General features: G+C 61.2%; 3 protein-coding genes and 2 pseudogenes. 2 read left to right on the top strand and 3 right to left on the bottom strand.

The features are described from left to right. Window positions 1–195: 195 nt before the first annotated feature. Window positions 196–1,142 (bottom strand): IS630 family transposase gene (locus HAP48_RS49110; RefSeq protein WP_224496879.1). Its coding sequence is split into 2 segments (ribosomal slippage): window positions 196–803 and window positions 803–1,142, totalling 948 coding nucleotides; the frame shifts between segments, so codons are not numbered across the junction. A gap of 216 nt (window positions 1,143–1,358) precedes the next feature. On the opposite strand from HAP48_RS49110, the pseudogene HAP48_RS49115 reads away from it, so the two are divergent. Beyond that, a pseudogene (locus HAP48_RS49115) lies at window positions 1,359–2,570 on the top strand (IS1380 family transposase); the annotation flags it as partial. Window positions 2,571–2,649: 79 nt separating this feature from the next. Here the strand turns inward: HAP48_RS49115 and HAP48_RS49120 are convergent. Beyond that, the gene (locus tag HAP48_RS49120) at window positions 2,650–7,560 is read right to left on the bottom strand and encodes a C48 family peptidase (protein WP_224496880.1); all 4,911 of its coding nucleotides are present in this window, start codon (window positions 7,558–7,560) and stop codon (window positions 2,650–2,652) included. A 265-nt stretch (window positions 7,561–7,825) separates the two neighbouring features. Here HAP48_RS49120 and HAP48_RS49125 point away from each other — a divergent pair. Continuing rightward, window positions 7,826–8,007 (top strand): annotated as a pseudogene (locus HAP48_RS49125) (transposase); the annotation flags it as partial. Between the two features lie 489 nt (window positions 8,008–8,496). Here HAP48_RS49125 and HAP48_RS49130 read toward each other — a convergent pair. Further along, on the bottom strand, window positions 8,497–8,919 hold the full coding sequence (locus tag HAP48_RS49130; RefSeq protein WP_234622348.1) for a hypothetical protein: 423 nt from the start codon (window positions 8,917–8,919) through the stop codon (window positions 8,497–8,499). Window positions 8,920–8,962 lie beyond the last annotated feature (43 nt).

Raw genomic sequence — 8,962 nt, forward strand, 5'->3', positions numbered from 1 at the left:
GTCGTCAGGCGGTGAAAAGCCGAAGGCAATCCCGCGCGCCTCGTCAGAGCAGATGTGCGGCCACACGAGGAATATCACGAGCGTCAATGATACGAAGTTGGCGCGGTGGTTTCGGCTGCCCGCCTTCACCATCCTCACTTTGGGTACACTGAAATCCAAGATCTGGAAATCTGCCGCTGCTAGAGCGTTTTCCGATCACGTTGCGTCGTAACCAGCCGCGACGAGATAATTTTGACATTCCTCGGGTGAGAAGCGTTTGAGAGCGTTGGCGATTGCTTGCCAGAGATCGGGCATGGTGCGCGCTGCGGCGGCCCGCAACAGCGCTTTCAGTTTGGAGAGGGCCATTTCAATCGGGTTGAAGTCTGGACTGTAGGGCGGAAGATAGAGCAGGCTAGCTCCGACCGCCTGGATGGCCTCTCGAACGCCATGGACCTTGTGAGCGGGCAAGTTGTCCATGATAACGGTATCGCCCGGCCGCAGCGATGGGGCGAGCAATTGCTCGACGTAGGCCAGGAAAGCGTCGCCATCCATTGGACCGTCCAGAACAAGCGGCGCGATCAGACCGTCGGAGCGCAATCCAGCGGTGAACGTCGTCGTCTTCCAATGTCCGTGTGGGATAGCTGCACGACATCGCTCGCCGCGTGGCGAGCGCCCGTAACGCCGCGCCATTTTGGTGTTGGCGCTGGTTTCGTCGATGAAGACGAGACGCTCAGGGTCAAGGTCGATTTGCCCTTCGAACCACTCCTCACGTGCGGCATTTATATCGCCGCGCCGTTGCTCGGCGGCGTGCGCTGTCTTTTTTTAAGTGTGATCTTTCTGCGCTGGAAAAAACGCCAGAGCGACGCGATGCCAGTCGATATTCCACGACGTTTCAACAGTTCTCGCAACTCGGCAAGCGTGATATCCGGCCTCGCTGTCACCGCCTCCAGAATCAATTGCGAATGCGCTTCGATGCGCTGCGATTTGCGGTCACCGCCCTGGCGTTTAGGAACGATGTCGCCAACTTTCTTGAGGCGACCGCGCCAGCGGATCGCACTGGCCGCGCTGACACCAAAGCGCTCAGCAGCCTGTCGACAGGACATGCCACCGTCAATCGCGGCTACCACCCTTTGGCGAAGATCAACCGAAAGCGCCCTGGCCATACATGCTGGCCTCCCTCGCCAGCATGCAGCTTGAATCTGACTCGCGCCGTTTTGGGAATCCCCACCCGATTCTTTCCGGTCGGAAAATGCTCTAGCCCGTCTTATTCGTCAGAGTGCGCCTGAGAGGCTGGCGAGCGTGGTGTAAAGCGCTGATGCGGCGTAGGATTCGGTTGCGAAGCCAACCCCATCACCTCAACCGCGAACACCACGCCCGCCATGACCGATGATACGATTCTGCCCTTCTCGTTTCCAGCCGTTCACGCCAGGAAAGTCACAGCTGCCTTCGATGGCGGTCGGCTGACCTCGAACGGGGGCGTGATGCTTCTGGCGATGGCCGAGCGGCGTCTCGGCTTGGCCGACAATTTGGCCCGGGTGTTCCCGGATCGGCGCGATCCGACGCGGGTCGTGCACAGCCTTGTCGATATGTTCCGCGCGCGCATGTTCGCGATCTGCTGCGGCTACGAGGACGCCGACGACCCCGATCATCTGCGGTCCGATCCCGCATTCAAGCTGGCCTGCGGACGGCTGCCGGAGACGGGTCGCGATCTGTGTTCCCAACCGACGCTGTCGCGGCTGGAGAATGCTCCGCGCCTGCGCGACGTGATCCGACTGACCTACACTTTGGTCGACGCATGGATGGATAGCTACCCGCGCGAGCCGGCATCCGTCACGCTTGACATCGATGATACCTGCGATGTCGTCCACGGCCATCAGCAGCTCTCGCTGTTCAACGCTCATTATGACGAACGCTGCTTCCTGCCGATCCACGTCTACGACACGGAGAAGAGCCGGCCCGTGGCGGTCGTGCTGCGGCCCGGCAAGACGCCGGGCGGCGTCGAGGTGCGTGCCCATCTGCGCCGCCTGATACGGCATATCCGGACGCGGTGGCACAACACGCGAATTACGTTCCGTGGCGACGGGCGCTATGCTCGGCCGGAGGCCATGACGTGGTGCGAGACCAACGGCATCGACTACATCTTCGGTCTGTCCGGCACCAAGCCGCTCGCCAGAAAAGTCGACGAGGCCGCAAGCCGCGCACGCACGCGACGCGCCATCGAGAACCTGCCGGTTCTGCGTGGCTATACCGAGACGCGCCACAAGGCAAAGTCCTGGGATCGCGAACGGCGTACCGTCGCCCGTATTGAGGCGACGATGCTCGGCCTCGACATCCGTTTCGTCGTCACCAGCCTCGATGTCGGCTCGGCCGAGTGGATCTACGACAGCCTGTATTGCGCACGCGGCCAAGCCGAGAATCTGATCAAGCTGCATAAGACACAGCTCGCCTCCGATCGCACCAGCTGCCGTTCGGCGCTCGCCAATCAAGTCCGCCTCGTTCTCCACACCGCCGCTTAATGGCTGATGCTGACCGTGCGCGACGCGATTCCCAAAGCCCGGGAATTGGCCACAGCCGAGTTCGCGACGCTGCGCTGGTTCCGGTCCTTCGTGCCCGGGGGCCCAGGCCGTCGGCGTGAGCCGCTCCAGCCTGAGCTATCCGCCCATGGCGACATCAGCCCCTGAGTCGGTTCTGCAGTGCCTGCCGATTGGCAACGAGGTTGCTGAGGTTCAGCAGGTCTGGCTCCCGTCCTTGCTCCAATTGCCTAACCAGCGCCCGCGTGCCGTCCACCACGAAGACGCCGCAATCATAGCCGTTCCGCTGCCGGGCCATGCCGGCTGGCTCCAGGTGGAGGTCCAGCCGACCTGCGAGATGTTCTGCATCCTTGTTGTTGAGTCCCCCGTAGGAATCGTAGTGATAGGCGACCGGCCGCCCCCGGTCTCTGCGATCAACGAACAGCAGCGACCAATGGTTGCCGAGGCTATTAGGATCTTCAGGAACGGCATTAATCACGGGCAGGAACAGGAAGTCGGCTGTATCGTTACCATTATCGTAGACGATGCGCTGGAATTCGGTTAGCACGACGCCATCGTCGTTAGAGCGCAGATAATTTAGGACGATGAGGGGATTCACGAACCGCGTCCGGGCGGCGAGATCCGGATGGTTCCTCCGCAAATCCAGCTCCTGGAGCCGGTAATCCCTGTCGATATGCTCGTCGCCCAGCCATTCCGTGTCCTCGAGCACCAGCCCGCGGCCGTGGGAGGAGGCTGTCGGACCTAAAGCCCCGATCTGAGCATCAGCGGAGGTGCTCGGAAACGGCCGTACAGAATTAGCATCGTCGCGTGATTCGGACGGCGTGGGCGCAGTCAGATCAACCAATGGAAAACCACGGTAGGTGTCTGAGCGAGCCCTGGCAGCGGGCGCCGGCGCAAAGTGAGCATCGTCGCGCAATTCGGACGACGTGGGCGCATCCAGATCAACAAAAGACTCAAGACCGCCGTAGGTGTCTGACGGAGCCCTGCTGGTTGATGGTGAGGCCGGCTCTTGCATCTGCCGCCGCGCCAGCTCCTCGCGCAACCACGCCAAAGCTTCATCATCCGAGAAGGCTGGCGCCGGAGAAAGCCCCTGCGGCGAGCCGGGCTGTCGAACGCCCTGGTGATGACCCGGTACTGGCCCGGCAAACGGCGGCGGAAAGTCAGGCGCCGGGCTCCAAGCATTGTCACGCAACTCGAACGGTGCGGGCGGATTCGGATGAACCGCTGCCTCAAGACCGCCTTCGATGTCTGAAGGAGCCCTGGCAGAGTGCGCTGACGCTGCTTCCAGGATCCGCCACATACTCCAATCAAAGTCGAGCGGCATCTGCGGCGACCAGGTCGAGGTGGACCTGGCAGGTTCCTGCTCTCCAGCTTGGACTATCTCCTGCGCCTGCTCAGGGGGAACCCCGGACCACGGTGGGCCGTCTTCCACCATCAAACGCAGGTCCTGATCGTAACCTTCCGGGAGGACCAATGGCCGACTGACAGCTCCCTGCGGCGCGCTGTGCTGCGCAGCGGCGCCTCCGACGTACGTCGCGACCGCATGCGGCGCCGTGGCATCTTCGTGCCCGCTCGCCTGCATCATCGGCTGCGCCTGCCATGGCGATGCACCCAGTTGATGGGTGGGGGCCGACGTCAGCAGGCGACCGCCTGAATTGGCGATCTCGCTCAGCTGCCGCTCGCTGGCAAGGCCGTGCAGATTGTCTAGGGGCCTCGGCCTCTTCGCTGGCCTCAACTCAGCTGTGTCATGCTCATCGTTGATGAGGACCTCCTCGCTTGGCAGGAGGTTGCTCCTGGCAAGTGCAGCCATCGGCTCGTCCAGGAACTGCTGGCGGTCGTAGCCCCAGTTCAAGGGACGAATGGTCTCTCCGGGATCCGATGACTGGTCATGGCGCGCGGCTGGCTCGAGAGATGACGACGGGCCGGGTTCGTCCATCAGCTCCCAAAGCAAATCCTGATCGTAACCTTCCGGGAGGACCAATGGCCGACTGCCCGCGTCCTGCGACGCGCTGTGCTGCGCAGCGGCGTCGCCGACGCGCCACGGCTCCATCAGTGCCGCGTCTTCGGGATCAGGAACTGGGGAAATATAGCGCTCGAACTCCATCGCTTTAGCGCCGGCCTGCGATTTTCGGAGATCAGCCAGTGCGGCACCGATATGCCGACTACCCCCGGCGTCCTTCCTATAGCGCTTAACATCTTCATCCAACGTGTTGCCGGAAAGCCGAGCAGCAATGCCCGGCTTGCTGCTTTTACGCAGGTAGTCACTGAAACTGCGTAGAGAAACTGCATACTGCCTGCCGGTCCCTGTCGCTGCTTCGTTTTTGTACTCTTCGATGAGAGCCACGTCCTGGGGGTGAGGATTTAGCTCAGCGCGGCCTGTGATCGGCCCGACTCCGCCCGTCGACTGGAAGGTCCGGAGATGGTCTATTGCCGGACGGAGGTTCCTGTTATGACCCTTTTCGATGGCCTCGCGCGCATCATCGGTCAGCGACTGGTCGTCGAGCCGAGCAGCAATCGGATCTTTGTTATTTGCGATGAGCCAGCGGCTGAAGCCGCGAAGAGAATATATATAGCCGTGGGTGGGATTGGCGGCGTTGCCATTGCGGAGGGCCTCCTCAAGCCCCGAAATAAGGCGAGCGTCCTCGGAATAAAGAGGCTCCATGCTCCGCCCTATCAAAACCCCAGCTGACTGAGCCGGCTGCAGCGCCGAGGCGGCCGGCATTGCTCCACCACCTCCATTTGAATTGGCGATCTCGCTCAGCTGCCGCTCGCTGGCAAGGCCGTGCAGATTGTCTAGGGTCCTCGGCCTCTTCGCTGGCCGCAACTCAGCTGTGTCATGCTCATCGTTGATGAGGACCTCCTCGCTTGGCAGGAGGTTGCTCCTGGCAAGTGCAGCCATCGGCTCGTCCAGGAACTGCTGGCGGTCGTAGCCCCAGTTCAAGGGACGAATGGTCTCTCCGGGATCCGATGACTGGTCATGGCGCGCGGCTGGCTCGAGAGATGACGACGGGCCGGGTTCGTCCATCAGCTCCCAAAGCAAATCCTGATCGTAGCCTTCCGGGAGGACCAATGGCCGACTGCCCGCGTCCTGCGACGCGCTGTGCTGCGCAGCGGCGCCGCCGACGCGCCACGGCTCCATCAGTGCCGCGTCTTCGGGATCAGGAACGGGAGAAATATGGCGCTCGAACTCCATCGCTTTAGCGCCGGCCTGCGATTTTCGGAGACGAGCCAGTGCGGCACCGATATTCCGATCCCACCCGGCGTCCTTCCTATAGCGCTTAACATCTTCATCCAACGTGTTGCTGGAAAGCCGACCAGCAATGCCCTTCTTGTTGTTTTCACGCAGGTAGCCACTGAAACTGCGTAGAGAAACTGCATACGTCTTGCTGGTCCCTGTCGCTGCTTCGTTTTTGTACTCTTTGATCAGGGCCACGTCCTGAGGGGGAGGATTTAGCTCAGCGCGGCCTGTGATCGGCCCGACTCCGCCCGTCGACTGGAAGGTCCGGAGATGGTCTATTGCCGGACGGAGGTTCCTGTGATGACCCTTTTCGATGGCCTCGCGCGCATCATCGGTCAGCGACTGGTCGTCGAGCCGAGCAGCAATCGGATCTTTGTTATTTGCGAAGAGCCAGCGGCTGAAGCCGCGAAGAGAATATATATAGCCGTGGGTGGGATTGGCGGCGTTGCCCTTGATGAGGACCTTCTCAAGCCCCGAAATAAGGCGAGCGTCCTCGGAATAAAGAGGCTCCATGCTCCGCCCTATCAAAACCCCAGCTGACTGAGCCGGCTGCAGCGCCGAGGCGGCCGGCATTGCTCCACCACCTCCATTTGAATTGGCGATCTCGCTCAGCTGCCGCTCGCTGGCAAGGCCGTGCAGATTGTCTAGGGTCCTCGGCCTCTTCGCTGGCCGCAACTCAGCTGTGTCATGCTCATCGTTGATGAGGACCTCCTCGCTTGGCAGGAGGTTGCTCCTGGCAAGTGCAGCCATCGGCTCGTCCAGGAACTGCTGGCGGTCGTAGCCCCAGTTCAAGGGACGAATGGTCTCTCCGGGATCCGATGACTGGTCATGGCGCGCGGCTGGCTCGAGAGATGACGACGGGCCGGGTTCGTCCATCAGCTCCCAAAGCAAATCCTGATCGTAGCCTTCCGGGAGGACCAATGGCCGACTGCCCGCGTCCTGCGACGCGCTGTGCTGCGCAGCGGCGCCGCCGACGCGCCACGGCTCCATCAGTGCCGCGTCTTCGGGATCAGGAACGGGAGAAATATGGCGCTCGAACTCCATCGCTTTAGCGCCGGCCTGCGATTTTCGGAGACGAGCCAGTGCGGCACCGATATTCCGATCCCACCCGGCGTCCTTCCTATAGCGCTTAACATCTTCATCCAACGTGTTGCTGGAAAGCCGACCAGCAATGCCCTTCTTGTTGTTTTCACGCAGGTAGCCACTGAAACTGCGTAGAGAAGCTGCATACGTCTTGCTGGTCCCTGTCGCTGCTTCGTTTTTGTACTCTTTGATGAGAGCCACGTCCTGGGGGTGAGGATTTAGCTCAGCGCGGCCTGTGATCGGCCCGACTCCGCCCGTCGACTGGAAGGTCCGGAGATGGTCTATTGCCGGACGGAGGTTCCTGTGATGACCCTTTTCGATGGCCTCGCGCGCATCATCGGTCAGCGACTGGTCGTCGAGCCGAGCAGCAATCGGATCTTTGTTATTTGCGAAGAGCCAGCGGCTGAAGCCGCGAAGAGAACTTACATAGCTGTAGGCGGTGGGAATGGCGACATTGCCCTTGATGAGGACCTTCTCAAGCCCCGAAATAAGGCGAGCGTCCTCGGAATAAAGAGGCTCCTTGCTCCGCCCTATCAAAACCCCAGCTGACTGAGCCGGCTGCAGCGCCGAGGCGGCCGGCATTGCTCCACCACCTCCACTTGAATTGGCGATCTCGCTCAGTTGCCGCTCAACGGTCGCCGCTTCTGCGGACGGCGCCGCGGGTGAACTCTCTTGCGGGCCCGTGCTGTCCGGCTGTTCACGCACCCACTTGATCGAGGGGAAATCCATCCCTTCTCCCTTTCAAATTATGAACCGAGCCTTCGATCTGACATGCAGGGAATCAGCAACAAACCACCCTTTACAGCCCTCGACAGGCACGCACCGTGAGCATCGGCAGCCGATGTTTTTCCAAGGCGACCAGCCCTGTATGTTTTGTTAAATGGGGAAGCTGTCGAGAACCTGATGACCAACGTGCCGCGAGCATGGTGGATGACCTGCGCGCTTCGCCGTCAACAGCCGATAGACCGAAGATTCAGAGACAAAATACTGCTTCTCAATTCCCAAACTCCGGGAATTGGCCACTGCCGAGTTCGCGACGCTGCGTCTTCGGCTCTTGAAAATCGCCGCCCGTGTGGTCGAGACCACGCGCCCATTCGCCTTGCGTTTGCCGCGGCATGTCCCGAAGCCGACCTGATCCGCGGCTTGCCAGGCGCGCTGCTGCCGCTCGGTCCTTGAGCGGCGGGGCGTCCGCCCCCCGTTCGCCCAACCCATCCCTCAAGCGCGTTGCAAAGTACGGGTCGTCAGGCGGTGAAAAGCCGAAGGCAATCCCGCGCGCCTCGTCAGAGCAGATGTGCGGCCACATCAATCGGACCCAAAAAAACGCACTCTCACGAATAGGACGGGTTAGCTGGTCCTCTGTCGCAGCGTTCGCTTTTGCGGCCGGCCAGATTTTGAGAGTTCTTCTGCACTCTTTGCTGATTTTAATTTCATGTTGCTACTTTAGGTAAAGAGCCATAATGGCTACTTTGGCGGCAGGGCACAATAGCCCGATTCGCTCACGCCGAGGCCGGACCGTTTGTGGCCATTCCGGCGCGCAGCTAACGCGCGCTTAATTGGACATATCCAAAAGTCTAGACGTGGTGCCTCCAAAGCCAACAAATCGCCCCATAGCGCTCTTTTCAGGAGCCAATGCGCCGATGAGCACCAGGAGGTTCGGAATAGTCGTCATTGCCGCATCCCTCGCGCCGGCAGCACGCCGACCATGCGGCCCTCGGATTGCATCGTGGCGCCGTCTGGCACGAACGGCAGGTCGATGACCATCTGCAGTGGCCCGAGATAGGGCCGCCCGCTCTCGGGTCGAATGATCTTGCGCTGCCCCATGATCTGGCCGCACTCATGGTCCTCGCCCTGCAGCTGGACAATCTCGACGCGGTCGGGATGGTTGGTAAGGCCGTCGCGCATGATCGCCTCTTGCTCGCCCGGTTCAATCATCCGGTCAAGCGTCCACGCCTCGCCGATATAGACGTAGCGCACCACGTCCTTGGCATCGAAGAACGCACGAATCACCACCATGGCAATGTCCTTGCCGAGATAACCCGGATGCTGCTCGATGATGGTCTCGCCGCTGGACGTCACCGCGTGCCACATTGGCGTGATCTCGCCAAACGCAGCAAAGTGGGCCTCGCAAAAC

The sequence above is a fragment of the Bradyrhizobium septentrionale genome, assembly GCF_011516645.4.
GTDB classification, from domain to species: Bacteria; Pseudomonadota; Alphaproteobacteria; order Rhizobiales; family Xanthobacteraceae; genus Bradyrhizobium; species Bradyrhizobium septentrionale.